A 25,852-nucleotide genomic window follows, 5' to 3' on the forward strand; every position below is an offset into this window, starting at 1 on the left:
GGCGCCGCGCGTACCGGCCGGAGCGCTCCGGCGCGCCGTCCGGGTGCGCCAGCCGGGTGGAAGCCACGCCCCGTACGGGCGTGACGCGCCATGCGCGCGAGGCCCCCGACGCATGGTCGGTATGCCGCACGTCCAAGCACCGTCCGTACCGGCGCCGTCCCCGGCGCTCCGACCGGTCCCGCCGCCCGGCCCGTCCCCGCGGGGCCCGGCCGCACCGTCCCCGGCCGGCCCGGGAGGTGCCCCGAGGAGGTCCCGTGTCCGCCGACACCGCCGTGCCCGTCCGCGCCCCGGAGCCGCGCCGCGCCCCCGCCGGCGGCCCGGCCCGCCGCGCGGAACGGGTGCGCGAGGCCCTGCGCCGCGCCCTGCCCGCACTCACGCTCTACGCCGCGGCCCGGCTGGCCGGCGTGGCCGTGATGGCCACCTGGGCCTGGTCGACCGGCCGCCACCCACGCACCCTGCTCGGCCACTCCTGGGACGCGATCTGGTACGCGGGCATTGCCGAGGACGGCTACGGGCTGATCGTCCCCTCCCCCACCAGCCACACGGTGATCTACAGCGACTACGCCTTCTTCCCGCTCTTCCCCGGCCTGGTACACGCGCTCACCCTGCTGACCCCGTTCTCGGTCGTCTCCGCCCAGCTCGTCGTCGCCTGGACCGCCGCGGCCTGCGCGGCCTGGGGGATCTACGCGGTCGGCGAGCGGCTCTACGGACGGCGGGCGGCCACCTGGCTGGTGCTCCTCTGGGGACTGCTGCCGCACTCCATCGTGCAGACGATGGGCTACACGGAATCCCTGATGACCGCCCTCGCCGCGTGGGCGCTCTACGCCGTCGTCACCCGCCGGCACCTCTGGGCGGGCGCTCTCGCGCTGGCCGCCGGGCTGTCCCGGCCCAACGCCATCGCCGTCGCCGCCGCCGTCGGCTGCGCCACGCTGGTCGTCCTGCGCCGCGAACCGCGCTCCCGCGCCGACTGGCGGCTGTGGACCGGTCTCGCGCTCGCCCCGCTGGGATGGGCCGGCTACGTACTGTGGGCCGGCTACCGCTCGGGATTCGGCCCGCTGGGCTACTTCACCGTGCAGCGACGGTGGGGGTCTCGGTTCGACTTCGGCGCGGACGCGTTCCGGTTCGTCCGCCACCTGTTCACCGGCCGCGACGGCATGGCCTACTACGGCTCCCTGGGCGTCCTGGTCGTCGCGCTGGTCGCGCTGGCCTTCCTCGTGCTGGAGCGCCCACCCGCCCCGCTGCTGGCCTACACCCTCGTCCTGTGCGTGATCGCCCTCGGCGGCTCCAGCTACTTCGCCTCCAAACCGCGCTTCCTGCTGCCCGCCTTCCCGCTGCTGATCCCCCTGGCCCTGGGCATGACGAGAGCCCGGTCGCGCACCGTCGTGGTGACGGTCGGCGCGCTGGCCGGGCTCTCGTTCGTGTACGGGACCTACCTGGTGACGGCGGCCCGGCTGCCCATGTAGGCCCCGGGGCCGGCGCCCTCCGGAGGATCAGGCCTCGGCGTCGGGCTTGTCGTCGCCCTCGCCGTCGCCGGACTCGAGGTCCTCCTCCAGGCCCAACTGCTCCACCAGCCAGCGGTCGAACTCGACCGAGGCGCGGACCCAACTGACGGTGCTGGACACGAAGTGCTCCAGCGACACCCCGACGCCGATCAGCATCTGGGCCTCGCCGATGAGGCGGACCGTGCCGTCGTCGTTGGTGTGGGTGTAGACCTTCGGCCACAGGGTGCGGCGGTTCCAGTCGTCGATGACCTCGAGCAGCTTGCCCTTGTCGTCGATGCCGTGCGGCCGGTCGTAGAACGTCCGCACCGAGAAGACCTGCTGCTCCTCCTCACCGCGGAACATGAAGTACGTACGGAACTGCTCCCACGGAGCCGCGAGGTCACCCTCGTCGTCCACGAGGTACTTCAGCTCCATCTGCTCCAGGAGCTGCTTGACCAGGTCCTGGTCGGGGATGACGGGACCGGCCGGGCCCGTCTCTTCGGGCTGCGGCTCGGGCTGGCCCCCGAAATTCGGAATCGAGGACGGGTCGATGCTCACCGTGGATTTCCCTTCGTACGGTTGCGGCCATCCTCCCCCACACCAGCCCCTGCCCCGCAACCCCTGGCGCATGCGTCGCCCACCGACCACGCCCCAGGAGGTGCGGTCACGGCCCGTTCGGCCCGATCCGCCCCACTCCGGGCGGCTCGGGGCGGGGCGGGCCGGGCCGGGTCAGGCCTGATCTGGTCAGGCCGGGTCAGGCCGGGGCGAGTCAGGTCGGGCCGGGTCGGGTCAGCCGATCCCGGCCCCGTGAGCTTTCCGCAGAGGGGTCGGTGGACGTCAGCCCCGGGCGGCCGCCCGTACCGACAGCCCTTCCTCGCCCGGAACCCGTTCGACGCGGACCGTGTCGCCGTCCCGCACCTCTCCGGCCAGGATGGCGCGCGCCAGCCGGTCGCCGATCGCGGTCTGCACCAGCCGGCGCAGCGGCCGGGCGCCGTAGGTGAGGTCGGTCGTCTCCTCCGGGCCGTCGTGGCCGAGCGTGGCCAGCCAGCGCAGCGCGGACTCGTCGACGTCCAGGGCGAGCCGCCGGTCGGCGAGCCGCCGCTGGAGCTGATCGATCTGGATCCGGGCGATCCGCTCCAACTGGCCGGTGCCCAGCGGGTGGAACACCACGATGTCGTCGAGCCGGTTGAGGAACTCCGGCCGGAAGGCGGTCCTGACCGTCTCCAGCACCTTCTCCCGCTTCTGCTCCTCCTTCAGCAGCGGGTCGACCAGGAAGGTCGAACCCAGGTTGGAGGTCAGGATGAGGATGGTGTTGCGGAAGTCGACCGTCCGCCCCTGACCGTCGGTGAGCCGCCCGTCGTCCAGCACCTGGAGCAGGATGTCGAAGACCTCGTGGTGGGCCTTCTCCACCTCGTCCAGCAGCACCACGGTGTACGGCCGGCGCCGCACCGCCTCCGTGAGCTGGCCGCCCTCCTCATAGCCGACGTAGCCGGGAGGCGCGCCCACCAGCCGGGCGACGGAGTGCTTCTCGCCGTACTCGCTCATGTCGATGCGGACCATCGCCCGCTCGTCGTCGAAGAGGAAGTCCGCCAGCGCCTTGGCCAGCTCGGTCTTGCCGACGCCGGTCGGGCCCAGGAAGAGGAACGAACCGGTGGGCCGGTCGGGATCGGCGATCCCGGCGCGCGAGCGGCGTACCGCGTCGGAGACGGCCCGGACGGCCTCCTCCTGTCCGATCAGCCGCTTGCCCAGCTCCTCCTCCATGCGCAGCAGCTTCTGCGTCTCGCCCTCCAGCAGGCGGCCCGCCGGGATGCCCGTCCAGGCGGCCACGACCTCGGCGATGTCGTCGGGGCCGACCTCCTCCTTGACCATGAGGTCGCGTGACGCCGCCTCCTGCTCGGCCTCCGCCTCCGCGGCCTCCTCCAGCTCCCGCTCGACGGCCGGGATCTCGCCGTAGAGCAGCTTGGACGCGGTGTCGAAGTCGCCGTCGCGCTGGGCGCGCTCGGCCTGCCCGCGCAGGTCGTCGAGGCGTTCCTTCAGCTCACCGACGCGGTTGAGGGACTGCTTCTCCTTCTCCCAGCGCGCGGTGAGCCCGCGCAGCTCCTCCTCCTTGTCGGCCAGGTCGCGGCGGAGCTTGTCCAGCCGCTCCTTGCTCGCCTCGTCCGTCTCGTTGCGGAGCGCCAGCTCCTCCATCTTCAGCCGGTCCACGGCCCGCTGGAGCTCGTCGATCTCCAGCGGCGAGGAGTCGATCTCCATCCGCAGCCGGGAGGCGGCCTCGTCGACCAGGTCGATCGCCTTGTCCGGCAGGAACCGGGAGGTGATGTAGCGGTCGGAGAGGGTGGCGGCGGCGACCAGCGCCGCGTCCGCGATCTGCACCTTGTGGTGCGCCTCGTAGCGGCCCTTGAGCCCGCGCAGGATCGCGATGGAGTCCTCCACCGACGGCTCGGCGACCAGCACCTGCTGGAAGCGCCGCTCCAGGGCCGGGTCCTTCTCGATCCGCTCCCGGTACTCGTCCAGCGTCGTCGCGCCCACCATGCGGAGCTCGCCGCGGGCGAGCATCGGCTTGAGCATGTTGCCCGCGTCCATCGCCGAGTCCCCGCCGGCGCCCGCGCCGACGACGGTGTGCAGCTCGTCGATGAAGGTGATGATCCGCCCCTCGCTGGCCTTGATCTCGGCCAGGACGGTCTTCAGCCGCTCCTCGAACTCGCCGCGGTACTTGGCGCCGGCCACCATCGCGCCCAGGTCCAGCGAGACCAGCCGCTTGTTCTTCAGCGACTCGGGGACGTCGCCCTTCACTATCCGCTGCGCCAGCCCCTCGACGACGGCCGTCTTGCCGACGCCCGGCTCGCCGATGAGCACCGGGTTGTTCTTGGTGCGGCGGGAGAGGACCTGCACCACGCGGCGGATCTCGTGGTCCCGCCCGATGACCGGGTCGAGCTTGCCGTCCCGCGCGGCCGCGGTGAAGTCCGTGCCGAACTTCTCCAGCGCCTTGTAGGTGCCCTCGGGGTCCGCGGTCGTCACCCGCTGCCCGCCGCGCGCCTTCTCGAACGCGTCGAGCAGCCGCTTGGCGGAGGCCCGCTGCTGCTCCAGCAGCTCGGCGATCCGGCCGCCCTTCGCGGCGAGTCCGATCAGCAGGTGCTCGGTGGAGACGTACTCGTCCCCCAGGTCCCGGGCCCGCTCCCCGGCGTCCACCAGTACGGCCTGCAACTCTCGGGTGGGCTGAGGCGGCGCCACGGTCGACCCCTGCACGCTCGGCAACCCGGCCAGCACCCGCTCGGCACCGCCACGCAGCACGGCGGCGTCCGCCTCCACGGCGGCCAGCAGGTCGAGCAGGTTCTCGTTCTCCTGCCCGGCCAGCAGGGCCAGCAGCAGGTGGGCGGGGGTCATATCGGCATGCCCGGCCGACACGGCCCGCTCATGGGCGGCGCTCAGCGCCTCACGGCTCTTGTTGGTCAGCTCGGCATCCACGACGGGGAGCTCCTCCTCGGGTTCGCTGCTACGTCCTGCTTCCATCAACGTGCGATAAGTTGAGTCTATTCCACTCAACCCTTGCCCCGGTAGTCCGCCCGGACTCCCCCTCTTGCGAGTGAACCGGTACGACGAAACGGCCCGCCACCGGTGGGAGGGGGCGATGCTGGCGTTCGACCACGGGGAGGTGCAGCATGACGGCCATGGCACAAGAGCCAGGGCTTATGACGCCGGAAGAGACCCTCCTGGACTACTTCCTGAACCTGGAGACCCCTGAGGGGTTCCGGGCACAGCTCATCGAGGGGGAGATCGTTGTGTCACCGGCACCGGATGGCAATCACGAGCATGCCTTCAGCCGTCTCGTCAGGCAGATCCTGCGCAAGTCGGCCACAGAGATGGACGTCTCCGGCAACAAGGGACTGAAGCTCCCTCGCGGTGGCCTGTGCCCCAAGAACTACGCGATCCCCGACGCGACGTTCACACCCGAGGAGCTCAACCTCTTCCGCGGCGCCCCCGACTGGATGCCTCCCGACGGCGTCGCTCTTGTCGTGGAGGTGACCAGCACCAGGTCCGAGCGCGACCGCACCGCCAAGCGCCACTGCTACGCCCGCGCAGCCATTCCCCTCTACCTCCTCGTGGACCGCGACGAGAGCACGGTGACCCTCTTCGCCGAGCCGGCGCGGGAGGACTACGCGGAAGTGCACAGCGTCCCCTTCGGCAAGTCGCTCCCCCTCCCCGCTCCCTTCGACTTCGATCTCGACACCACCGATTTCCTCTGAGCCCCGGCCCACTACCCTGGCGGCCATGGCCTACGACCTCCACAACCTGCCGGACGCCTATGTCGCGTTCTGGCGCGAGCGCCATTTCCCGACCCTCACCACCCTCCGCCGCAACGGCACACCGCACGTCGTGCCGGTGGGTGCCACGTTCGACCCGGAGGCACGCATAGCCCGGGTGATCACCCGCAAGCAGAGCGTCAAGGTCGGCAACATCCTCGCCGCCGGCCCGGACGGCCTCCGCGTCGCGCTCTGCCAGGTCGCTCCGGGCGGGCAGTGGGCCACCCTGGAAGGCACGGCCGTCGTCCGCACGGAGCCGGACGCCATCGCCGACGCGGTCGCCCGGTACGCCGAACGCTATGAGCGGACCCCGGAGCCCAACCCCGACCGCGTCCTGATCGAGATCGCGGTCAGCCGCGCGATGGGTTCCCAGCGCATCTCCTGAAGGCCCGCAATTCCGCACCCTCTCCCCGGAGTTGAACATCGCCCGATATCGCCGCCGCGCCACGCCGGCCCGCGATTTAGGATGCCCCGCATGGTTCCCGTGCACTGCGAGCCCGTCACCGCCGACACCTACGAGGCGGTGATAGCCCTCGACGTCCTGCCCGGCCAGCGCGACTACGTCGCCCCGAACGTCCGCTCGCTGGCGGACGCGTGGGCCTGCCCGGCGGCGGAGCCGCTCGCGCTCCGCCAGGGCTCGGAGCTGATCGGGTTCGCCCTCCTGAAGCCGGTGGACGAGGCTCCCGGGACCGTCACGCTCTGCCGGTACATGATCGACCACCGCTTCCAGGGCCGTCGACTCGGCCACGCCGGCCTCGCCGCCGTCCTCGGCCGCGTCCGGGCGGCCGGCCACACCCGCGTCCGGCTGACCGTCGTCCCCGGCAACCACGTCGCCTTCCGCCTCTACCGCGCGGCGGGCTTCGGCGAGACGGGCGACCTGGAGGACGGCGAGATCGTCCTGACTCTGGACCTCACCCGGGGCGCCGCCCCTCGGCTCCCCCGAAGCGCCGCCTCTCGGCCCGGGCGAGGTGCCACCCCGCCGCCCGAGTAGTCGTCGCACCCGGTGGCTCCACCGCCTCACGAAGCCGGCCCCCATCCCACCGTCACCCCGCTCCCCACATGCGCCGCACTCCCAACGCCTCCAGCGCCTCCAGCGCCTCCAGCGGTTTCCAAGGCCCGCCGGACGGTCCGGACCATCGTCACCGGTCGGAGGAAGACGTCGTCGGCCGTGAACCGGAGGACCCGCCGTACCTCGGGGCAGCGCACCAGCTCGTTGTACCGGGTGGTGTCCCGCTGGTGCCGGGCCCGGTCGCCGTGCCAGGCGTAACCCTCGATCTCCACCACCAGGCCCCGGCCCCTGAAGAAGAAGTCCGGATACACCCTGCGCCCGCCGGGAAGCGCCAACTCGGCCTGCGATTCCGGGTGCAGTCCCGCGTCGTGCATCCGCAGCCGGGCGATCGTCTCCGCCGGGGAGCCCGCCCGCTCGTCGGCGAGGGCCAGCCAGTCCAGGGCCCGTCTCCCCCCGCGCATCCCCGCACCGTCCCGCACCGCGTCCCGGACGGCGTCGAGGACGGTGAGCGGCCCGCGCGAACCCCCGTCGCCGTCGGGCCGGCGGCTCACCGCGGACTCCACCGCCACCAGCGCGTCATCCCGCGGCCCGGCCCGTAAGAGGTCGGCCAGGGTGCGCGGGACCGTCGTCACGGCCAGCCCGTCCCGGAGCGTCACCTCGTCCGGCCGGAGCCGCAGCCGGTGCAGCGCTCCCCGGCCGGCGGGCAGGCCGCCCCCGCCCGGTCCGATGAACTCCGGCCGCGCCGCCCGCCGCTCGATCCCGTGCACCACCGCCGCCGCCCAGTGGCTGACCACCAGCTCGGGCCGGGCCAGTTGATACGCCCACAACCGCTCCCACAGCCCGATCGTCCGCCCCGGCTCGGCGAACACCCCGGGGCACACGGTCCGCCAGCCGTCCCTCCGCAGCCGGCTCCGCAGCCCGGACCGGGACCAGCCCAGTCGTTCCGCCTGGGCCAGCGCCACCACACCCCGCTGCTCTCCCGCCAACGCCCCCACCGCCGCCACCGCCGCCCGCTTCCGTGACTCTCCGCACTTTTTCGCACTCATACTCACTGAGTGTGACGGTCTTCGAGAGCGGCCACCAGCCCTGTGGAAAACCCCCTGTGGGAGAAACGTTCACGCAGCCCCGGGAAATCGCCCCACGCCAAGCGCCCGCCCCCGCAAGCAGCCCAACCCCCCGAAAACACCGGCGGAACACCGGCGGACACAGCGAAGAGGCCCACCTCCCTCACGGGCGGTGGGCCTCTCACGGGCTCCCGGGGAACGGACGGATCAGCGCTCCCGCTTCGGCGGATGCCAGACGACCAGCGCACTCGTCTGCTGCATCTCCTGGTACGGGACCAGGTCCCGCCGGTACGAGGCGTGCACCGCCGCCTCGCGCTGCCGCATCGCGGCGGCGGCGCCGTCGACGACGGACTGGAGCTCGGCGACCCGCGCCGACAGCGCGGCCACCTGGTTCTCCAGCTCGATGATGCGCTTGATGCCGGCCAGGTTGATGCCCTCGTCCTGCGACAACTGCTGCACCTGCCGGAGCAGTTGGATGTCACGGGCCGAGTAGCGGCGGCCGCGCCCGGCCGTGCGGTCGGGCGAGACCAGGCCGAGGCGGTCGTACTGGCGCAGGGTCTGCGGGTGCAGGCCCGAGAGCTGAGCCGCGACCGAGATGACGTACACGGGCGACTCATCGGTCAGCTCGTACGGCTGAGCGGGTTCGAAGCGCCGACGGGTGCGGCCGTCGCCGTTCATCACGGTCACTCTCCCTTCGCCGCCCGGAACAGCTCCGCGCGCGGGTCCTCACCCGCCGTGGCGTCGCGGAAGGTCTCCAGGGCGTCCCTGGCCTTGTCGTCGAGATCCTTGGGAACCACGACCTCCACGGTGACCAGCAGGTCGCCGCGGGTGCCGTCCTTGCGGACCGCGCCCTTGCCGCGGGCCCGCATGGTGCGTCCGTTGGGCGTGCCCGGCGGGATCCGCAGGGTGACCGGCGGTCCGCCGAGGGTGGGCACCTTCACCTCGCCGCCGAGCGCCGCCTCCGGGAAGGTGACGGGCACGGTGACCGTGAGGTTGTCGCCCTTGCGTCCGAAGACCGGGTGCGTGCCGACGTGCACCACGACGTACAGGTCGCCGTTGGGCCCGCCGCGCTCGCCCGGTGCTCCCTTGCCGCGCAGCCGGATCCGCTGGCCGTCGGAGACGCCCGCCGGGATCCGGACCTGCATGGTGCGGGAGGAGGTGGCCCGGCCGCTGCCCTTGCAGACGTCACAGGGGTTCTCGGGGATCAGCCCGCGGCCCTTGCAGTCCGGGCAGGGGTCGGTGAGCGAGAAGCCGCCGCCGGCGCCGCGCGACACCTGGCCGGTGCCCACGCAGGTCGGGCAGACCCGCGGGGTGCCGGCCTTGTCGCCGGTGCCGGAGCACGCCTTGCAGGCCGCCGAGGAGGACATCCGCAGCGGGACCGTGGCCCCGTCCACCGCCTCGGTGAAGCTGAGCGTCACCTCGGACTCGATGTCCTGCCCGCGGCGCGGCTGGGTGCGCGTGGTGCCGCCGCGGTTGAACAGGCCGCCGAAGACATCGCCCAGTCCGCCGCCGAAGCCACCGGCCCCCGCCCCGCCCTGGGCGCCCCCGAAGAGGTCGCCCAGGTCGAAGTTGAAGGAGCCGCCGGCACCACCCGGACCGGGCCGGAAGCCACCATTGCCGAAGAGCGCCCGCGCCTCGTCGTATTCCTTGCGGCGCTTGGGATCCGCGAGGACGTCGTACGCCTCGGAGATCTCCTTGAACCGCTCCTCGGCCGAGGCGTCGCCCTTGTTGGCGTCCGGGTGGAACTCGCGGGCGAGCTTCCGGTACGCCTTCTTGATGTCGGCCTCGGCCGCGTCCTTGGGCACGCCGAGGACCTTGTAGTAGTCCTTCTCCACGAAGTCCTTGGTGCTCATCCCCGGCGTCCCTCCTCCCGGTGCGTGCGGTCAGTGCCGTGCGTCATCGCGTCAGCCCTCGTCCGGGCCACCGCTCTCCTCGTCCGACTCGCCCTCGGCCTTGCCCTGGGCGCCCGGCTGCGGCTCGGCGACGGCGACCCGCGCGGGGCGGATCGTGCGCTCGCCGATGCGATACCCCGGCTGCAGGATCTGCACGCACGTCGTCTCGGTGACGTCCGGCGCGTAGCTGTGCATCAGGGCTTCGTGGATCAGCGGGTCGAAGGGCTCGCCCTCCTTGCCGAACTGCTGGAGGCCCATCTTCGCCACGACCGTCTCCAGGGACTCGGCGACGGACTTGAAGCCGCCGACGAGCTCGCCGTGGTCACGGGCGCGGCCGATGTCGTCGAGCGTGGGGAGCAGTTCCGACAGGAGGTTCGCCACGGCGACCTCCTTGACCTGCACCCGGTCGCGCTCGACGCGCCGGCGGTAGTTCTGGTACTCCGCCTGGAGCCGCTGGAGGTCGGCGGTGCGCTCGTTGAGCGCGGCCTGCGCCTGGTCCAGTTGCGCCTGGAGGCCTACCTCGACCAGCTCCTCCCCGGCCGGGGCCGGGCCCGCCTTGTCGGCGGGACCGGCGCCCTTCTCGTCGGCCGAGTCGTCGGAGGGAGTGCCTTCAGGCTTTTCGTCGAAGCCCGGGGTCTCCTCCGTCACGCCGACGCACCGCCCTTCGGCTTGTCCTCGTCGACGATCTCGGCGTCGACGACGTCGTCGTCGGCCTTGGCCTGCTGGCCCGCACCGGCGCCGGCGGCACCCTCGGCGCCCGGGGCACCCTGGGCGGCCTGCGCGTCGGCGTAGAGGGCCTGGCCGAGCTTCTGGCTGACGGCGGCGACCTTCTCGGACGCGGTGCGGATCTCGGCGGAATCCTCGCCCTTGAGCTTCTCCTTCAGCTCGGCGACGGCGGTCTCGACCTCGGTCTTGACGTCACCGGGGACCTTGTCCGCGTTGTCCTTGAGGAACTTCTCCGTCTGGTAGACGAGCTGCTCGGCCTGGTTGCGGGTCTCGGCGGCCTCGCGGCGCTTGTGGTCCTCCTCCGCGTACTTCTCGGCCTCCTCGCGCATCCGGTCGACCTCGTCCTTCGGCAGCGAGGAGCCGCCGGTGACGGTCATCTTCTGCTCCTTGCCCGTGCCGAGGTCCTTCGCGGCCACGTGCATGATGCCGTTGGCGTCGATGTCGAAGGTGACCTCGATCTGCGGGACGCCGCGCGGGGCCGGGGGCAGACCGGTCAGCTCGAACATGCCGAGCTTCTTGTTGTACGCCGCGATCTCGCGCTCGCCCTGGTAGACCTGGATCTGCACGGACGGCTGGTTGTCCTCGGCCGTCGTGAAGATCTCGGAGCGCTTGGTCGGAATCGTGGTGTTGCGCTCGATCAGCTTGGTCATGATGCCGCCCTTGGTCTCGATGCCGAGGGACAGCGGGGTGACGTCGAGCAGCAGGACGTCCTTGACCTCGCCCTTGAGGACACCGGCCTGGAGCGAGGCGCCGATGGCGACGACCTCGTCCGGGTTGACGCCCTTGTTGGCCTCGCGGCCGCCGGTCAGCTCCTTGACGAGCTCGGCGACGGCGGGCATGCGGGTGGAGCCGCCGACGAGGACCACGTGGTCGATCTCGGAGAGGGCGATGCCCGCGTCCTTGATGACGTTGTGGAACGGGGTCTTGCAGCGCTCCAGGAGGTCCGCGGTGAGCTGCTGGAACTGGGCGCGGGTGAGCTTCTCGTCCAGGTGCAGCGGGCCCTCGGCGGAGGCCGTGATGTAGGGCAGGTTGATCGTGGTCTCGGTGGACGAGGACAGCTCGATCTTGGCCTTCTCGGCGGCCTCGCGGAGGCGCTGGAGGGCCATCTTGTCCTTGGACAGGTCGACGCCGTGACCGTTCTGGAACTGCTTGACCAGGTAGTCGACGACGCGCTGGTCCCAGTCGTCACCACCGAGGTGGTTGTCACCGTTGGTGGCCTTCACCTCGACGACGCCGTCACCGATCTCCAGCAGCGACACGTCGAAGGTGCCGCCACCGAGGTCGAAGACGAGAATGGTCTGGTCGTCCTTGTCGAGGCCGTAGGCCAGGGCGGCCGCGGTGGGCTCGTTGACGATGCGCAGGACGTTGAGGCCCGCGATCTCACCGGCCTCCTTGGTGGCCTGACGCTCGGAGTCGTTGAAGTACGCCGGGACGGTGATGACCGCGTCCGTGACCTTCTCGCCCAGGTACGCCTCGGCGTCCCGCTTCAGCTTCTGCAGGATGAAGGCGCTCATCTGCTGCGGGTTGAAGTCCTTGCCGTCCAGGTTGATCTTCCAGTCGGTGCCCATGTGGCGCTTGACCGACCGGACGGTCCTGTCGACGTTGGTGACGGCCTGGCGCTTGGCGACCTCGCCGACCAGGACCTCGCCGTTCTTCGCGAAGGCGACGACGGACGGCGTGGTCCTGGCGCCCTCGGCGTTGGTGATGACGGTGGGCTCACCGCCCTCGAGAACACTGACGACGGAGTTCGTCGTACCCAGGTCGATGCCGACCGCACGTGCCATGTCGATTCCTCCAACTGACTTGAGTGGAACAGACTCAAGAGTGCAACACGGATGGCGGACTGTCAACGGAGCTGAGTCAGGGCGACTCAAGTCTTATGCGGGCCTTATCCGCAAGGCGGCCCCCCGAGCGCGTCGCGTGCGGGCCGGACGACGCGCGCGCGACGCAGATCACCGGCGCTGCGGGTATATCGCGGGCGCGGGAGTGAGTAGTCTCGTACGGACTGGATAAGTTACCGAGTAGTAATCCCGCTCTCGCAGGCCCGAGGAGCCTTCCATGCAACTCGCCGCGATCATTGTGTCGCTGGTCCTCATCGCGGTCGGTGTCGCGCTGTTCGGCCGTGCCATCCTGCAGATCTACCGCTTCGTACGGATCGGCCAGCCCGTACCCGCCGGCACCCGCACCGACGACCCGGCCGGGCGCACGGTCACGGTGGTCAAGGAGTTCCTCGGCCACACCCGCATGAACAAGTGGGGCGTCGTCGGCGTCGCCCACTGGTTCGTGGCGGTGGGCTTCTTCTCCCTGCTGCTGACGATCGTCAACGCCATCGGCCAGCTCTTCAAGGCCGACTGGATCCTGCCCGTCATCGGCGACTGGGCCCCGTACAACGTCTTCGTCGAGTTCCTCGGCACCATGACCGCGCTGGGCATCCTGACGCTCATCGTCATCCGGCAGCTCAACCGGCCGGACAAGCCGGGCCGCAAGTCCCGCTTCGCCGGTTCCAACACCGGTCAGGCGTACTTCGTCGAGTCCGTCATCCTCATCGTCGGCGTCTGCATCTTCATGCTGCACGCGCTGGAGGGCGCCCAGCACCACGTGGACGGCTACGAGGCCTCGTTCTTCGTCTCGTACCCGGTCGTCTCGTGGCTGGAGGGCATGGACGTCTCCACGCTCCAGAACCTCACCTACTTCTTCGCGGGCCTGAAGATCGCGACGTCCTTCATCTGGATGATCACGGTCTCCCTGAAGACGGACATGGGTGTGGCCTGGCACCGCTTCCTGGCCTTCCCGAACATCTGGTTCAAGCGTGAGGCGAGCGGCGACGTCGCCCTGGGCGCGCTGCAGCCGATGACGAGCGGCGGCAAGCCGATCGACTTCGAGGACCCGGGCGAGGACGACGTCTTCGGCGTCTCCAAGGTCGAGGAGTTCTCCTGGAAGGGCATCCTCGACTTCTCCACCTGCACCGAGTGCGGCCGCTGCCAGTCGCAGTGCCCCGCCTGGAACACCGGCAAGCCGCTCTCCCCGAAGCTGCTGATCATGGCGCTGCGCGACCACGCGCACGCCAAGGCGCCGTACCTGCTCGCGGGCGGTGGCAAGGACATGGAGGGCAACGAGAAGGCCACCGAGGAGCAGCTCAAGGACGTTCCGGCCGCCGCCCTCGCCGAGGCCGAGCGCCCGCTCATCGGCACCCTCGAAGAGAACGGCGTCATCGACCCGGACGTCCTGTGGTCCTGCACCACCTGTGGCGCCTGCGTCGAGCAGTGCCCGGTGGACATCGAGCACGTCGACCACATCGTCGACATGCGCCGCTACCAGGTGATGATCGAGTCCGCGTTCCCGTCCGAGGCGGGCACGATGCTCAAGAACCTGGAGAAGAAGGGCAACCCCTGGGGCCTCGCCAAGAAGCAGCGCCTGGCGTGGACCAAGGAGGTCGACTTCGAGGTCCCGGTCGTCGGCAAGGACATCGAGGACCTCACCGAGGTCGACTACCTCTACTGGGTCGGCTGCGCCGGCGCCCTGGAGGACCGCGCCAAGAAGACCACCAAGGCGTTCGCGGAACTGCTGCACATGGCGGGCGTGAAGTTCGCGATCATGGGCGGCGACGAGGCGTGCACCGGTGACTCCGCGCGCCGCCTGGGCAACGAGTTCCTCTTCCAGCAGCTCGGCCAGCAGAACGTCGAGATGCTCAACATGGCCTTCGGCGAGGATGCGGAGGAGGGCGTCAAGGTCGAGAAGTCGAAGAAGAAGATCGTCGCGACCTGCCCGCACTGCTTCAACACCATCGCCAACGAGTACCCGCAGCTCGGCGGCGAGTACGAGGTCATCCACCACACGCAGTTGCTCCAGCACCTCGTCGACGAGGGGAAGCTGATCCCGGTCACCCCGGTCGAGGGCCTGATCACCTACCACGACCCGTGCTACCTGGGCCGGCACAACAAGGTGTACACGCCGCCGCGCGAGATCATCGCCAAGGTGCCGGGCCTGCGGAACGAGGAGATGCACCGCCACAAGGAGCGTGGCTTCTGCTGTGGCGCCGGCGGCGCGCGCATGTGGATGGAGGAGCGCATCGGCAAGCGCATCAACAACGAGCGCGTGGACGAGGCGCTGTCCCTCAACCCGGACATCGTCTCCACCGCCTGCCCCTTCTGCCTCGTCATGCTGACCGACTCGGTCAACGGCAAGAAGAACGACGGCAAGGCGAAGGAGTCCATCCAGGTCGTGGATGTCGCCCAGTTGCTGCTGGAGTCGGTGAAGACGCCGGTGGAGCCGGAGGGCGACGGCGCGACGGCCGCCGCGCCGGAACCCGACCCGGAGCCGGTGAAGTAGCGCCACCCGTGCGGTGACGACGGCCGGGCCCCGCGGACTCCGCGGGCCCGGCCGCTGTCGTTCCCGGGCCCGGCCGCTGTCGTTCCCGGGCCCGGCGGTCGTCGTTTTCAGGCCCGGCCGCTGTCGTTCCCGGGTCCGACCGCTGTCGTTCCGGGTCTGGCCGTCGTCGTTTTCAGGCCCGGCCGTTGTCGGTGGCGCGTGGGACGATGAACGCGACAGCGCCCGCAGCACGCTCGGCAGGGAGCCGGTTCATGGATTACGCACGCATGCGCGCCATCGCGGAGGAGCTGTTGGAGCACGCTCCCGACCCGATCGTGGGGGCCGAGATCACCGGTGACGGCATTTTCATGATGATGTCGCCGTCCCGCCCGCACGAGCTCATCGCGATGCGCCTGCGCCGTCAGTTGGACCGCCAGCTCGTGGAAGGGCTGGTGGCGCATCCGGGAGGCGAGGTGGAGGACGCCTCCATCGGCAGGCTCCGTCGCCCGGATCTGATCGTGGTCCCCGAGGAGATCTTCGCGGAGGACACCATGGACCCGTTCCACCCACGGGACCTGTCCCTGGTCGCCGAGATCGTGTCCCCCACGAACCACGGCAACGACTACGTCGACAAGATGCGCGACTACCCGCTCATGGGCATCCCGCTCTACCTGCTGATCGACCCGCGGAAGGGCACGCTCTCCGTGATGTCGGATCCGCACGGCACCGACGGCGAGGGCCATCGGAGCTACCGCCGGCGGGCGGACTACGTCTTCGGGGACACGGTCCCCGTGGGGCCCTGGACGGTCGACAGCTCGGAGTTCCGCCGGTATCCCGAGTGAAGCGGGCATGCGACGAAACGAACACCTGTTTCGACTTGATCTCAACCTCGATCGAGGTTCTAGCGTCGCGTTCATGACGACACATCAGCCCGTCAGCCCGCGCCCCGCCGACCCCGCCGTACCCGACGACTTCGCCGCCCTCGCCGCCCAGCCCATCGGCTACTGGAGCGGCGTGGCCCACGACGCCGTCATCCGGCACATCCGGGACGGGATGGCGGGCGTCGACCTCACCCAGCCGCAGTGGTGGATCCTCAACCAGGTGGCGGGCACCGGTCCCGCCGGGCGGAGCCGGTCCGAGCTGGTCGAGCGCCTCGGCGGCACGATCGGCGTCGCACCGGAGGAGATCGGCCGGGCGGCCGACAGCCTGCTCGCCCGCGGCTGGCTGGCGGCCGGCGACGGCCGGGGCACGCTCCGGCTGACGGACGCCGGGCGGGCCGCCAAGGCCCGGACCAAGGAGCTGGTCGACCGGATGCGGGCGGAGATCCACGACGGCATCACGGACGAGGAGTACGTGGGGGCGCTGCGGGTGCTCCGCCGGATGATCCGCAACGTCGAGGCGGCACGCGGCGCGGTGTAGCCGGGTAGGCGACGGGGGCCGGCCCGTTTCCGACCGTCTCCGCCGCCTTCGGAGTGCGCGTACTCAGGACACGGGCACCCTCGGGAAGGAACACTCGTTCCCATGGCCATTGATCCGTACCTCCGCCGCGTCGCACCGTCCCTGGCGGTCCTGCTGTGCGCGGCCGGCGCCCTCACGGCATGCGGCGGCGACCGCGCGGACGGCGCGGCGGACGTGCCCGAACCGGCGCCCCCGTCGGCGACCTCGGCACCGTCCACGCCGTCGGCGCCGCCCACCGGCGGTCCGGCGGTTCCCCCGTCTCCGGCGGACGACCCGGCCGCGCCGCGCGACGGCGTTCCCGGCGACACCCCTCCGCACTACGCCGAGAACCACGCCTACCGGGCCACCGCCCCGCTCTCCGCCGCACAACGGCGCGAGGGGGACGCCCAGGCGGGGCGGGTCCGGGACGCCCTGGAGAAGCTGCGGGCCGCGGGGACCACCGGGCCGGGGGCCGTCGAACCGGCGCTGCGGCGCCTCGGGTACCGGCCGGACGCCCTGACGCTCACCCCGGACGGCGAGGGGACCGCGTACACGGTGGCCCTCCCCGAGAGCTGTGTGGAGGGGGCGGTCGACCGGGCCCGGGTCCGGACGGAGGTCCACGGCCACTACGTGGAGGGCGACGGGAACGGCTGCGTGGAACCGCGCGGCGGACACTGAGCGGGCGCCCGGGGACGCTCGCCGTGCCCCGGAGATACTCGCCGTGCCCCCGGGGATGCCCGCCGTACCCCGGGCCGAACACTCCTGTGTCACCCACCCCGAAACCGTCCCCCAGCCCCGTAAACCCTTACTTTCCCCGGGCCTCCCCCCTAGGGGATGTCACAGCTCAGCAGCAAGGAAGCCCCTGCGCCCCCACCCCCGCACCACCGCTCCCCGGGAGCGGGTACGTTCGAAGGCGTGGCTGGATTCAGGATGGGACGCGGACGGGACTCGGAAGAGGACAACGCCGCACGACGAGCACGACAACCCGGGCAGCAGGCCCCTTACGGGGGCGCCCCGTACGGCGGTCCGGGCGGCGGCGCCCCGTACGGCGGGAGCCCGGCCGGGGCGCCCGGCGGCGACTGGGACGGACGGCAGTGGCAGGGCGGACCGGCCGCCGGCCGGGACGAGCCCGAGTACTTCGGCGGCGAGCCGTCGCACCACCGGCCCCCGCAGGGCCCGGGGCCGTCCTACGGCGGTCAGCAGGGCTACGGCGGTCAGCCGTACCCGGGCCAGAGCCACGGACAGGGGCAGGGCTACGGACAGGGCCACGGGCCCGGGCAGCCGTACCCCGGGCAGGGCGCCCACGGGCAGCACCCCGGCCCGTCGTACGCCCCCTACGACCCCTACGGCCCCGCGAGCCCGGCCCCCGGCCCCGGCAGCGCCGGCCAGGGCGGCCGTCCGGGCGACCGGCAGGGCAGCACCCAGCAGTTCGGCCTCGGGGACGCCCCGGACGCGTACCCCCACCAGGGCGCTCGCGCCCCTTACGGAGGCGGCCCCCACGACGACGGGTACGGGCACGACGGTGACGACGGGTACGGGGACGACGGCTACGACGACCCCCAGCCGTACAACGGCCCCCCGCCCGGCCCCAAGCTGCACTGGAAGGAGCTCCTGACCGGCCTGGTCCTGCGCCCGTCCGCCACCTTCTGGCGGATGCGCGACCACCCGATGTGGGTCCCCGCGCTGCTGGTCACCTTCGTCTACGGCCTGCTCGCGGTCTTCGGGTTCGACAAGGCCCGCGAGGACGTGCTGAACGCGACGTTCGCCGACAGCATCCCCCTGGTCCTGATCGCCGGCGTGATCGTCCTCGTCTCCGGGCTGATCCTCGGCGCGGTGACGCACACCCTGGCCAGGCAACTGGGCGGGGACGGCCTGTGGCAGCCGACCATAGGCCTCTCCCTGCTCATCATGTCGATCACGGACGCCCCGCGCCTGGTCCTCGCGGTCTTCCTGGGCGGCGACAACCCGGTCGTCCAGCTCCTCGGCTGGGCCACCTGGCTGCTGGCGGGCTACCTGTTCACCTCGATGGTGAGCAAGTCGCACGACATCCCCTGGCCGAAGGCGCTGGGCGCGTCGGCGATCCAGTTGGCCGCGCTGCTGTCGATCATCAAGCTGGGCACGCTGTAGAGCCGAGCACCCCGGAGAACGCCAGGGCCCCGGACGCACGGCGTCCGGGGCCCTGGCGTTCTCCCCGGGAAAGATCCGTGGCACGATCACCTCGGCGTCCCCCCACACTCCTTGCGCCACCGGTTTTCTCGGCAAGGACCTCAAACCGCATGCTCCGACGCACTGCCCGACGCACGTCACGACGCACGTCCGTCACGGCGCTCGCGCTCAGCTCCGTCGCCCTCGGGCTCACCGTCCCGGCCGGCACCGCCCACGCGGCGCCCGCCACCACCTGCGCCCCCGGCGTCTGGAAGGCCGAGTTCTTCCCGAACACCACCTTCCGCGGCGCCCCCAAGAAGACCGCCTGCGACGACGCCATCGCCGAGAACTACGGCACGGGCGCCCCCGCCGGCACCGGCCTGCCGCGCGACGGCTTCGGCGTCCGCTGGACGACCACCCGCGACTTCGGCTCCGGCGGCCCGTTCACCTTCACCGCGGAGGCCGCCGACGGCATCCGGGTCTACCTGGACGACAAGATCAAGGTGGACCTCTGGAAGGACGTCCCGAAGACCCAGAAGAAGGCCGTCCGGGTCGCGGTCCCCAAGGGGAAGCACACGCTCCGGGTCAACTACGCGGCCTTCACCGGCCCGGCGAACGTGAAGTTCACGTACACGCCCGTCACCGGCAAGGCCGACGACAAGGTCAAGCCCCTCGCCCCGGCCGGCCTGAAGGCGGCCTTCGACGCCCCGTCCGGCAAGGCGACCCTGCGCTGGGCGCGCAACAACGAGCTCGACCTGGCCGGCTACACGGTCCACCGCCGCGTCCTGCCCGCCCACGGCAAGCCCGGCGCCTGGACCGTCGTCAGCGGGAAGAAGCCGCTGACCGCCACCTCGTTCTCCGACCGCCCGAAGGCGAACGGGGACGGTTACGCCTACGCCGTCACCGCCGTCGACAAGACCGGCAACGACTCCGGCCGCTCGGCCGAGGCGCGGATCACCACGCCGGCCCCGGCGCCCACGACGCCGGCCGCCCCGGCCCGGCTCACGGTGTCGGCCGACGGCCTCCAGGCCAAGCTGACCTGGGCGAAGAACACGGAACCCGACCTGGACGGGTACAGGGTCTGGCGCCGGTACGGCGGAAGCGACTGGATCCTCGTCGCCACCACCCGCGAGAACGCGGCCGCCGACGCCCCCTGGTCCGACGGCATGACCTACGAGTACGCCGTCTCCGCCTTCACCACCCACGGGAAGGAGTCGCCGCGAAGCGCGCCCGTCTCCTTCCGCTCGGCACACCACCGCCCCCAGCCCCCGACCGGGCTCAGGGCCGCCGACGTCCGCGGCGCCGGGGTCCTCCTGAGCTGGCAGTCCCCGGACCGCACCGCCACGTCCTTCCACGTCTACGCCCGCGACCTGCGCGACGGTCCCGACGCGGGCTTCCGCCTGATCGGGACCGCGAAGGGGACGTCGTTCCTGGACCAGAAGATCAGGACCGTCACGACCCGCTTCTACTACGTCCGGGCCGTGAACGCCGAGAACAGGGAGTCGCTGCCCAGCGGTACGGTCCGGGCCACCCACTGACGCACGAAGGCCCCGGCTCCCGTCGTACGGGGAGCCGGGGCCTTCGCGGCGGAACGTCCGGATCAGGCGTCGAGGACCTGGCCCTCGCGCCGCACCACCGGCGGCTCGACGCTCCACGGGAAGTTGATCCACTCGTCGGTGCGCTTCCACACGTACTCGCACTTGACCAGCGAGTGCGACTTCTCGTAGATCACCGCGCTGCGCACCTCGGCGACGTGCTCCAGGCAGAAGTCGTGGACGAGCTTGAGCGTCTTGCCGGTGTCCGCGACGTCGTCCGCGATGAGGACCTTCTTGTTGGAGAAGTCGATCGCGTTCGGGACGGGCGACAGCATGACCGGCATCTCGAGCGTCGACCCCACGCCGGTGTAGAACTCGACGTTCACCAGGTGGATGTTCTTGCAGTCCAGCGCGTAGGCGAGACCGCCGGCGACGAAGACGCCGCCGCGTGCGATGGACAGGATGATGTCGGGCTCGTAGCCGTCGTCCGCGACGGTCTGGGCCAGCTCCCGGATGGCCTGCCCGAAGATCGGGTAGGTCAGGTTCTCGCGGATGTCACTCACTTGCTCTTCGCCCTGTTCCCTGGTCGTCGGACCTGCGCGCCCTGCGCGGTCAGACCTGCGTGCGATGGAAATTCTGGAAGGACCGCGACGGCGTCGGCCCGCGCTGGCCCTGGTACCGGGAACCGTGCTTCGCGGACCCGTACGGGTGCTCGACCGGTGACGTGAGCCGGAACATGCAGAGCTGCCCGATCTTCATGCCCGGCCAGAGCTTGATCGGGAGCGTCGCCATGTTCGACAGCTCCAGCGTCACGTGACCCGAGAACCCCGGGTCGATGAAACCCGCGGTCGAGTGCGTCAACAGGCCGAGCCGGCCCAGGCTGGACTTGCCCTCCAGCCGCGAGGCGATGTCCCCGGGCAGCGTGATGACCTCGTACGTCGAGGCCAGCACGAACTCGCCCGGATGCAGGATGAACGCCTCGTCGCCCTCCGGCACCACCTCACGCGTGAGGTCCGCCTGCTCCACGGCGGGGTCGATGTGCGGGTACCGGTGGTTCTCGAACACCCGGAAGTAGCGGTCGAGGCGCACATCGATGCTCGACGGCTGCACCATCGATGCGTCGTACGGGTCGATCCGCACCCGGCCGGCGTCGATCTCGGTCCGGATGTCCTTGTCTGAGAGAAGCACGGGTCGAGGATACGCGGAGAAGAAGGACAGCGCGGGCCCGGTCCTGACCGGACCGGGCCCGCGCTGCCGCTCACCGCGCAGTGATCACCGCCTCTGCGGCCCCACCGGCACCGAGTGCCGCAGCCGCGCACAGCGCGGACAGCGCAGCAGACGGCCGGGACCGATCCGGCCGGGACCGAGGTTCTGCATCGGGAACGAAGCGGTGCTGAACACGTGCCCCTCGGCACAACGGACGACGGTGCGCTCCATCGAGTCCCTTTCCCCATGACGTGAAAGACAAAAGCCACATTAGGGGATGTATGGGACACGCTTGCGCGCGGCACTCCCATCACCCCCCGGGCCGGCCACCCCGCCCCACGGTACGCCCCAACTCCCGCGCCCCACGCCCGCGTCCCCACCCCTTCCACACCACCCCCGCAAACGAGAAAGCCCCCTGCGTCACGTGCGCCGGGGGCCTCGAATGGGGTAGAGTGTGCGACGATGCGACGCCCTGATGGGGCGTCCTCGCGGGCGTAGTTTAATGGTAGAACATGAGCTTCCCAAGCTCAGAGCGCGAGTTCGATTCTCGTCGCCCGCTCTCTTGTGCAGAGGCCCCAGGTCGGATGACTTGGGGCCTCTTGCTGTTCGGGGGGCGGCGGTGCCTCCCCAGGATGACGGCCGGTCCGCTCAGGGCAGGAGCCGTTGTTCCTTGGCCACCGCCACCGCGCCGGCCCGGGTGTCGACGCCGAGCTTGTCGTAGATGCGTCCGAGGTGGGTCTTCACGGTCGCCTGGCTGATGAACAGGGCACGGGCGATCTCGCGGTTGCCCAGCCCCTCGGCGAGGCGGGCGAGGATGTCGAGCTCGCGGGGCGTCAGCGCCGGGCGGCCGGCGCCGCGCATCCGGTCCAGGACGCGGCCCGCCACGGGCGGGGAGAGCGCGGGCCGGCCCTGGGCGGCGGCGCGGATCGCCGTGAAGAGTTCCTCGGGGCGTTCGGCCTTGAGCAGGTAACCGGTGGCCCCCGCGGTGACGGCCCGGGTGATGTCGGCGTCGGTGTCGTAGGTGGTGAGGACGAGCACGTGGACGCCGGTCGAGGCGATCAGGCGGGTGGCTTCCACGCCGTCGAGTCCCGGGCCGAGTTGGAGGTCCATCAGGACGACGTCGGGGCGGAGCCGCGCGGCGGTGGCCACGGCTTCCTCGCCGCTGCCGGTCTCGCCCACGACCTCGATGTCGGGTTCGCTTCCGAGCAGGGCGAGCAGTCCGGCGCGGACGACCGCGTGGTCGTCGCAGAGCAGGATGCGCACGGGGGCGGCGGGGACTCCGCGGGGCCCCGGGGCTCGGGTCATGGCAGGGGTTCCAGGGGGACGGCGACGGACAGGACGGTGCCCTCGCCCGGCGCGGACTCGACGGTCAGGGTGCCGCCGACCCGCCCGGCGCGGGCCCGCATCGCGGGCAGGCCGTGACCCCGCGGCCCGGGGGCGGACGCCGCAGCGGACCGGGCGTCGAAACCCCGGCCGTCATCGGCGACGTCCAGCAGCACCTGGTCGTCGAGGCAGGTCAGGGTGAGGGTGGCGGTGGTCGCACCGGCGTGCTCACGGACGTTCGCCAGCGCGCCCTGCGCGATGCGCAGCAGCGCGGACCCGACGGCCTCGGGCAACGGCCGGGGCGGGGCGCCTTCGACGTGGCAGCGGACGGCGAGCCCGCCGGCTTCCTCCGTCACACGCGCCGCCAGCGCATGCAGGGCCTCCGGCAGGCTGCCGTCGGCGAGGTCCGCGGGCGCGAGGTCGTGGACGAAGCGACGGGCCTCGGCCAGGTTCCGTCCGGCGATCGACGCGGCGGTGCGCACATGGCGACGGGCGGCCGACGGGTCGGCGGCCCACACCCGGTCGGCGGCCTGGAGCAGCATCTGCTGGCTGGACAGGCCCTGCGCCAGCGTGTCGTGGATCTCCATCGACAGCCGCTGCCGCTCCGCCAGGGTGCCCTCCCGGCGTTCGGTCGCCGCGAGTTCCCGTCGGGTGCGGATGAGGTCGTCGATCAACTGCCGCTGGCGGTCGGCCTGGTGCCGCATCCGTACGAACACCGCGGCCGCGATCGCCGCCACCGCGGGCGGTGCGAGGACGAGGTTGGGGTCGAAGCCGCCCGTGGACAGCTTGAGCTGCGCCGCCACCACGAACGCGGTGAGCATCGTCACCAGGGCGAGCGCCGCCCTCGGCGGCAGTGTGCGCAGTCCCGTGAAGAACAGCGGCACCGCACACCACGCGAAACTCGGCGCCAGCACCACCAGCACCATCCAGACCGTCACCACCGCTCCGAGCCAGACGAACCGGCGCGGTACGGGACGGGCGAGCGGCCCCTGGCCCAGCAGGTGCAGCAGCGCCAGCGCGGCGCTCAGGGCGATGATCCACGGGGTGCGCGGGTCGCCGGGGTGGCGGATGAGGAAGCGGGACAGGGAGGCGCCGAGGAGCAGGAAGAACGCGGCGTGGAGGACGAGGGCGAGCCACCGCTCGCCGACGGGGGCCGGACCTCGTGGGCGGGCCGGGGCTGCCTCATCGGCCTCGCCAGCCCCGTCGGCCCTGTCGGCCCCGTCGGCCCTGTCGGCCCTGTCGGCCCTGTCGGCCACTGCCGCCGGTCCCGTACGCCGTCGCATCCCGATCCACCTCCTCGTTCTCTCCGCGGCTCCCGCACCGCCCGCGCGCCTCGTCCCGCGCGGCACTCTCGTCCCGCGCGTCCGCGCCCATCCTCGCCGCGCGCGGCGGTTCCCGCATCAACCGATCGGTCGACCCCGGCGTCGGCCGGACCGCTCGTACGGGCAGCCCTCCGGCCGACGCGCGCGACACGGCGCCGGCCGGAGGATCGGGGCATGACCAAGGCCAAGAAGCTCCTCACCACCGCCTCCACCGTCGTCGTCGCGGGGGTGGTCGGCGTCGTCGCCGCCAACGCCGCCACTCCCGCCGCCGAGGCGGAGGGCACCGCCCTGCGGTCCACCCGGCACCTGACGGTCGCCGGCGCCACGAAGGCGGCGCAGGCCGCCCTTGACGCCGCCGCCAAGGAGGGTCAGGCGGTCTCCGTGGCCGTCGTGGACCGCGACGGCACCACCCTCGTCACCCTTCGCGGCGACGGCGCGGGCCCGCAGTCGTACGGCAGTGCCGAGAAGAAGGCGTTCACCGCCGTCTCCTGGAACGCACCGACCTCCACCCTCATGGACCGCCTCACCAAGACCCCCACCCTCAAGGACATTCCCGGCACCCTCTTCCTGCCGGGTGGCGCGCCCGTCCGGGCGAAGGGCGCGCCGATCGCCGCCATCGGGGTGGCTGGGGCACCCAGTGGTGACCTCGACGAGAAGTTCGCCCGGGCCGGCGTCGCGGCGCTGGGTGACTGACCCGGGCGTGGAGGTCCCCCCGGCACCCGGCCCGGGCCGCGAGTTGCCCTGCCGGGCCGCCCGAACGCGGTCTGGTTCCGTCCGCGGTGCGCCCCGATCGTGGTGCCCATGGACGAGAACACACCTGTGGACACGGAGTCGGGCGGCGACGAGCGTGTGAAACGCGTGAACCGCGTGAACGAGGACACGCAGGAGGACGGTGGCAACGGCCGGCACAGGCTGGTGGTCGTCCTCGGCAGCGTCCGGGAGGGGCGGTTCGGCCCGGTCGTCGGCTCGTGGTTCGCCGAACAGGCCCGCCTGCACGGCGGGTTCGACGTGGAAGTCGTCGACCTGGCCGAGATCGACGTCCCCCTCTCCCTGCCCGCGGCGCCGCCGAAGTACGCCGGTGCCGCCTACCCCCGCCCGGCCGGCATGGCGGCCCTGACGTCGGCACTGGACCGCGCGGACGCGTTCGCCATCGTCACCCCGGAGTACAACCACAGCTATCCCGCGTCCCTGAAGGCCGCCATCGACTGGCACTTCACCCAGTGGACGGCCAAGCCCGTCGCCTTCGTCAGCTACGGCGGCGCGGCGGGCGGCCGGCACGCGGTGCTGCACCTGGAGAACGTGCTCACCGAACTGCACGCGGTGCCCATCCGCGACAGGCTGGCCTTCTCCGACTACTTCGCCCGCTGGCGGGACGGCCGTCCACTGGATCCGGAAGCTCCCCGGTACGCCGGGAAGTTGCTGGAGCAGTTGGCCTGGTGGGCGGCGGCCCTCCGCGCGGCACGCGCCGCCGCGCCCTATCCGGCGTGAGAGGGACAGACGGCGGCGAGGCCGTGGCCGTCCGGGTGCGAAACGGTGGGAAGCGGCAGGGAACGACGGGGAACGGCAGGGAGCGATGAAAGGCAGTGGACCGGGACGCACCGGGAATCCCGGGAAAAGCGCCCCCAATGCGGCGGATCTTCAAACCCGCGGCCGCTTGCCGGCGGCTCCGCGAACGTCGCGTGATCCGTGAACGTCGCGTGAAATTCCGGCGAACGCCGCCCGGCCGCCACCGAATACGCGGCCGATGAACGCGAGCGCGATCCCCGCACCGACCGGAGCAGTGACGAAAAGCTCAGGGGAAAACAAGAACGCCGGGCCCCGCATCGGATGATGCGGAGCCCGGCGTCACAAGTGCTTGATCAGGCGGGAACGATGTTCTCGGCCTGGGGGCCCTTCTGGCCCTGGGTCACGTCGAAGGAAACCTTCTGACCCTCCTGCAGCTCACGGAAGCCCTGGGTGGCGATGTTCGAGTAGTGGGCGAACACGTCAGCGCCGCCACCGTCCTGCTCGATGAAGCCGAAGCCCTTTTCCGCGTTGAACCACTTGACAACACCGGTGGCCATAATTTTCTCCCTCGGGGAATGCTTTGGACCCGCACCGCGC

Annotated in this window: 24 protein-coding genes and 1 tRNA gene; 13 read left to right on the top strand and 12 right to left on the bottom strand. The window is 71.6% G+C overall.

All coding sequences use genetic code 11. The features are described from left to right. The first annotated feature begins 254 nt into the window (after nucleotides 1–254). Nucleotides 255–1,463 (top strand): hypothetical protein, encoded by a 1,209-nt coding sequence (locus tag ACZ6X9_RS27680; RefSeq protein WP_469780723.1) that lies wholly within the window; start codon nucleotides 255–257, stop codon nucleotides 1,461–1,463. A 27-nt stretch (nucleotides 1,464–1,490) separates the two neighbouring features. Here the strand turns inward: ACZ6X9_RS27680 and ACZ6X9_RS27685 are convergent, their stop codons facing one another. After that, nucleotides 1,491–2,039, bottom strand: a complete 549-nt coding sequence (locus tag ACZ6X9_RS27685) for a YbjN domain-containing protein (protein WP_469780724.1) — start codon at nucleotides 2,037–2,039, stop codon at nucleotides 1,491–1,493. Between the two features lie 279 nt (nucleotides 2,040–2,318). Next, the gene (gene clpB / locus ACZ6X9_RS27690; protein ID WP_469780845.1) at nucleotides 2,319–4,946 is read right to left on the bottom strand and encodes an ATP-dependent chaperone ClpB; all 2,628 of its coding nucleotides are present in this window, start codon (nucleotides 4,944–4,946) and stop codon (nucleotides 2,319–2,321) included. 194 nt (nucleotides 4,947–5,140) lie between these two features. Between clpB and ACZ6X9_RS27695 the strand changes: the two genes are divergently transcribed. The 3 genes from ACZ6X9_RS27695 to ACZ6X9_RS27705 all read left to right on the top strand — a co-directional run bounded on the left by ACZ6X9_RS27695 (nucleotide 5,141) and on the right by ACZ6X9_RS27705 (nucleotide 6,773). After that, nucleotides 5,141–5,725, top strand: coding sequence for a Uma2 family endonuclease (locus tag ACZ6X9_RS27695; protein ID WP_469780725.1), 585 nt, complete (start codon nucleotides 5,141–5,143; stop codon nucleotides 5,723–5,725). 25 nt (nucleotides 5,726–5,750) lie between these two features. Further along, nucleotides 5,751–6,167: a pyridoxamine 5'-phosphate oxidase family protein gene (locus ACZ6X9_RS27700; protein WP_469780726.1), complete on the top strand. Its 417-nt coding sequence runs from the start codon at nucleotides 5,751–5,753 to the stop codon at nucleotides 6,165–6,167. Nucleotides 6,168–6,257: 90 nt separating this feature from the next. After that, a complete protein-coding gene (locus ACZ6X9_RS27705; protein WP_469780727.1) occupies nucleotides 6,258–6,773 on the top strand; it encodes a GNAT family N-acetyltransferase in 516 nt (171 codons plus the stop codon). Between the two features lie 26 nt (nucleotides 6,774–6,799). Here ACZ6X9_RS27705 and ACZ6X9_RS27710 read toward each other — a convergent pair whose 3' ends face one another. The 5 genes from ACZ6X9_RS27710 to dnaK form a co-directional block, all read right to left on the bottom strand. After that, nucleotides 6,800–7,837 carry an endonuclease domain-containing protein gene (locus ACZ6X9_RS27710; protein ID WP_469780728.1) on the bottom strand — a complete coding sequence of 346 codons (1,038 nt, stop codon included), beginning with the start codon at nucleotides 7,835–7,837 and terminating at the stop codon, nucleotides 6,800–6,802. 225 nt (nucleotides 7,838–8,062) lie between these two features. Further along, on the bottom strand, nucleotides 8,063–8,533 hold the full coding sequence (locus tag ACZ6X9_RS27715) for a heat shock protein transcriptional repressor HspR (protein ID WP_469780729.1): 471 nt from the start codon (nucleotides 8,531–8,533) through the stop codon (nucleotides 8,063–8,065). Between the two features lie 5 nt (nucleotides 8,534–8,538). Next, nucleotides 8,539–9,708: a molecular chaperone DnaJ gene (gene dnaJ / locus ACZ6X9_RS27720; RefSeq protein WP_469780730.1), complete on the bottom strand. Its 1,170-nt coding sequence runs from the start codon at nucleotides 9,706–9,708 to the stop codon at nucleotides 8,539–8,541. A gap of 51 nt (nucleotides 9,709–9,759) precedes the next feature. Further along, nucleotides 9,760–10,395, bottom strand: a complete 636-nt coding sequence (gene grpE, locus ACZ6X9_RS27725) for a nucleotide exchange factor GrpE (RefSeq protein WP_469780731.1) — start codon at nucleotides 10,393–10,395, stop codon at nucleotides 9,760–9,762. Continuing rightward, nucleotides 10,392–12,257 carry a molecular chaperone DnaK gene (gene dnaK / locus ACZ6X9_RS27730; protein ID WP_469780732.1) on the bottom strand — a complete coding sequence of 622 codons (1,866 nt, stop codon included), beginning with the start codon at nucleotides 12,255–12,257 and terminating at the stop codon, nucleotides 10,392–10,394. Before dnaK ends, grpE begins: the two co-directional genes overlap by 4 nt. 274 nt (nucleotides 12,258–12,531) lie before the next feature. Here dnaK and ACZ6X9_RS27735 point away from each other — a divergent pair, with 274 nt between their 5' ends. From ACZ6X9_RS27735 to ACZ6X9_RS27760, 6 genes are all read left to right on the top strand, one after another. Beyond that, the gene (locus tag ACZ6X9_RS27735) at nucleotides 12,532–14,802 is read left to right on the top strand and encodes a (Fe-S)-binding protein (RefSeq protein ID WP_469780733.1); all 2,271 of its coding nucleotides are present in this window, start codon (nucleotides 12,532–12,534) and stop codon (nucleotides 14,800–14,802) included. A gap of 251 nt (nucleotides 14,803–15,053) precedes the next feature. Beyond that, complete coding sequence (locus tag ACZ6X9_RS27740) at nucleotides 15,054–15,623, top strand: Uma2 family endonuclease (RefSeq protein WP_469780734.1); 570 nt, start codon at nucleotides 15,054–15,056, stop codon at nucleotides 15,621–15,623. A 73-nt stretch (nucleotides 15,624–15,696) separates the two neighbouring features. After that, nucleotides 15,697–16,200: a MarR family winged helix-turn-helix transcriptional regulator gene (locus tag ACZ6X9_RS27745; RefSeq protein ID WP_469780735.1), complete on the top strand. Its 504-nt coding sequence runs from the start codon at nucleotides 15,697–15,699 to the stop codon at nucleotides 16,198–16,200. Nucleotides 16,201–16,302: 102 nt separating this feature from the next. Then, entirely contained in the window at nucleotides 16,303–16,896 is a 594-nt protein-coding gene (locus tag ACZ6X9_RS27750) for a hypothetical protein (protein ID WP_469780736.1), read from the top strand. A gap of 237 nt (nucleotides 16,897–17,133) precedes the next feature. Continuing rightward, entirely contained in the window at nucleotides 17,134–18,345 is a 1,212-nt protein-coding gene (locus ACZ6X9_RS27755) for a Yip1 family protein (RefSeq protein ID WP_469780737.1), read from the top strand. 149 nt (nucleotides 18,346–18,494) lie between these two features. After that, complete coding sequence (locus ACZ6X9_RS27760) at nucleotides 18,495–19,901, top strand: PA14 domain-containing protein (protein ID WP_469780738.1); 1,407 nt, start codon at nucleotides 18,495–18,497, stop codon at nucleotides 19,899–19,901. Nucleotides 19,902–19,963: 62 nt separating this feature from the next. Here the strand turns inward: ACZ6X9_RS27760 and ACZ6X9_RS27765 are convergent, their stop codons facing one another. Together ACZ6X9_RS27765 and dcd are read right to left on the bottom strand one after the other, a co-directional pair. Further along, nucleotides 19,964–20,461, bottom strand: a complete 498-nt coding sequence (locus tag ACZ6X9_RS27765; RefSeq protein WP_185944345.1) for a phosphoribosyltransferase — start codon at nucleotides 20,459–20,461, stop codon at nucleotides 19,964–19,966. A 49-nt stretch (nucleotides 20,462–20,510) separates the two neighbouring features. Next, on the bottom strand, nucleotides 20,511–21,086 hold the full coding sequence (gene dcd, locus ACZ6X9_RS27770; RefSeq protein WP_004947512.1) for a dCTP deaminase: 576 nt from the start codon (nucleotides 21,084–21,086) through the stop codon (nucleotides 20,511–20,513). Between the two features lie 506 nt (nucleotides 21,087–21,592). On the opposite strand from dcd, the gene ACZ6X9_RS27775 reads away from it, so the two are divergent. After that, a tRNA-Gly gene (locus ACZ6X9_RS27775) sits at nucleotides 21,593–21,663 on the top strand. An 89-nt stretch (nucleotides 21,664–21,752) separates the two neighbouring features. Here ACZ6X9_RS27775 and ACZ6X9_RS27780 read toward each other — a convergent pair. Both ACZ6X9_RS27780 and ACZ6X9_RS27785 read right to left on the bottom strand, forming a co-directional pair. Beyond that, entirely contained in the window at nucleotides 21,753–22,409 is a 657-nt protein-coding gene (locus ACZ6X9_RS27780) for a response regulator (RefSeq protein WP_469780739.1), read from the bottom strand. Then, nucleotides 22,406–23,710: a sensor histidine kinase gene (locus ACZ6X9_RS27785; protein WP_469780740.1), complete on the bottom strand. Its 1,305-nt coding sequence runs from the start codon at nucleotides 23,708–23,710 to the stop codon at nucleotides 22,406–22,408. Before ACZ6X9_RS27785 ends, ACZ6X9_RS27780 begins: the two co-directional genes overlap by 4 nt. Before the next feature lie 213 nt (nucleotides 23,711–23,923). On the opposite strand from ACZ6X9_RS27785, the gene ACZ6X9_RS27790 reads away from it, so the two are divergent. Next, entirely contained in the window at nucleotides 23,924–24,442 is a 519-nt protein-coding gene (locus ACZ6X9_RS27790) for a GlcG/HbpS family heme-binding protein (protein ID WP_469780741.1), read from the top strand. A gap of 108 nt (nucleotides 24,443–24,550) precedes the next feature. After that, nucleotides 24,551–25,237: an NADPH-dependent FMN reductase gene (locus ACZ6X9_RS27795; protein WP_469780742.1), complete on the top strand. Its 687-nt coding sequence runs from the start codon at nucleotides 24,551–24,553 to the stop codon at nucleotides 25,235–25,237. 371 nt (nucleotides 25,238–25,608) lie between these two features. Here the strand turns inward: ACZ6X9_RS27795 and ACZ6X9_RS27800 are convergent, their stop codons facing one another. Next, entirely contained in the window at nucleotides 25,609–25,812 is a 204-nt protein-coding gene (locus ACZ6X9_RS27800; protein ID WP_436783502.1) for a cold-shock protein, read from the bottom strand. Between the last annotated feature and the right edge of the window lie 40 nt (nucleotides 25,813–25,852).

It is taken from the genome of Streptomyces sp. NPDC052910, from assembly GCF_055585605.1.

Bases quoted from the DNA above. Each gene is read 5' to 3' on its own strand.
- ACZ6X9_RS27695 (WP_469780725.1), top strand. From the start codon at position 5,141: ATGACGGCCATGGCACAAGAGCCAGGGCTTATGACGCCGGAAGAGACC.
- ACZ6X9_RS27700 (WP_469780726.1), top strand. From the start codon at position 5,751: ATGGCCTACGACCTCCACAACCTGCCGGACGCCTATGTCGCGTTCTGG.
- ACZ6X9_RS27705 (WP_469780727.1), top strand. From the start codon at position 6,258: ATGGTTCCCGTGCACTGCGAGCCCGTCACCGCCGACACCTACGAGGCG.
- ACZ6X9_RS27710 (WP_469780728.1), bottom strand. From the start codon at position 7,837: ATGAGTGCGAAAAAGTGCGGAGAGTCACGGAAGCGGGCGGCGGTGGCG.
- ACZ6X9_RS27715 (WP_469780729.1), bottom strand. From the start codon at position 8,533: ATGAACGGCGACGGCCGCACCCGTCGGCGCTTCGAACCCGCTCAGCCG.
- dnaJ (WP_469780730.1), bottom strand. From the start codon at position 9,708: ATGAGCACCAAGGACTTCGTGGAGAAGGACTACTACAAGGTCCTCGGC.
- dnaK (WP_469780732.1), bottom strand. From the start codon at position 12,257: ATGGCACGTGCGGTCGGCATCGACCTGGGTACGACGAACTCCGTCGTC.
- ACZ6X9_RS27735 (WP_469780733.1), top strand. From the start codon at position 12,532: ATGCAACTCGCCGCGATCATTGTGTCGCTGGTCCTCATCGCGGTCGGT.
- ACZ6X9_RS27740 (WP_469780734.1), top strand. From the start codon at position 15,054: ATGGATTACGCACGCATGCGCGCCATCGCGGAGGAGCTGTTGGAGCAC.
- ACZ6X9_RS27745 (WP_469780735.1), top strand. From the start codon at position 15,697: ATGACGACACATCAGCCCGTCAGCCCGCGCCCCGCCGACCCCGCCGTA.
- ACZ6X9_RS27750 (WP_469780736.1), top strand. From the start codon at position 16,303: ATGGCCATTGATCCGTACCTCCGCCGCGTCGCACCGTCCCTGGCGGTC.
- ACZ6X9_RS27760 (WP_469780738.1), top strand. From the start codon at position 18,495: ATGCTCCGACGCACTGCCCGACGCACGTCACGACGCACGTCCGTCACG.
- ACZ6X9_RS27780 (WP_469780739.1), bottom strand. From the start codon at position 22,409: ATGACCCGAGCCCCGGGGCCCCGCGGAGTCCCCGCCGCCCCCGTGCGC.
- ACZ6X9_RS27785 (WP_469780740.1), bottom strand. From the start codon at position 23,710: ATGCGACGGCGTACGGGACCGGCGGCAGTGGCCGACAGGGCCGACAGG.
- ACZ6X9_RS27790 (WP_469780741.1), top strand. From the start codon at position 23,924: ATGACCAAGGCCAAGAAGCTCCTCACCACCGCCTCCACCGTCGTCGTC.
- ACZ6X9_RS27795 (WP_469780742.1), top strand. From the start codon at position 24,551: ATGGACGAGAACACACCTGTGGACACGGAGTCGGGCGGCGACGAGCGT.
- ACZ6X9_RS27800 (WP_436783502.1), bottom strand. From the start codon at position 25,812: ATGGCCACCGGTGTTGTCAAGTGGTTCAACGCGGAAAAGGGCTTCGGC.